General features: G+C 36.0%; 1 tRNA gene. It reads left to right on the top strand.

Annotated elements, in window-relative coordinates:
• The first annotated feature begins 13 nt into the window (after window positions 1-13).
• Window positions 14-89, top strand: a tRNA-Ala gene (locus AC4GZ8_RS26510).
• Window positions 90-253 lie beyond the last annotated feature (164 nt).

Genomic DNA, 253 nt, shown 5'->3' with positions numbered 1-253 from the left:
TATCATTAAATTTGGGGCCTTAGCTCAGCTGGGAGAGCGCCTGCTTTGCACGCAGGAGGTCAGCGGTTCGATCCCGCTAGGCTCCACCAAAAAAAACTTTTAAAAAAACACTTGCTTTAATATAAAAGTGATGTTATGATATAAAAGTTGTGTTAAGCAATAAATGATCTTTGAAAACTAAACAAAACCAAGCGTGCCAACGTTAATTTCGATTAACAAAACGTACTATATAGTACAAATTTTATGAGCTATT

The organism is Metabacillus sp. RB-C-LZQ-3-1 (assembly GCF_058315175.1).
Note: the sequence above shows the minus strand (reverse complement) of the source record. Positions and strands in the feature narration are given on the sequence as shown.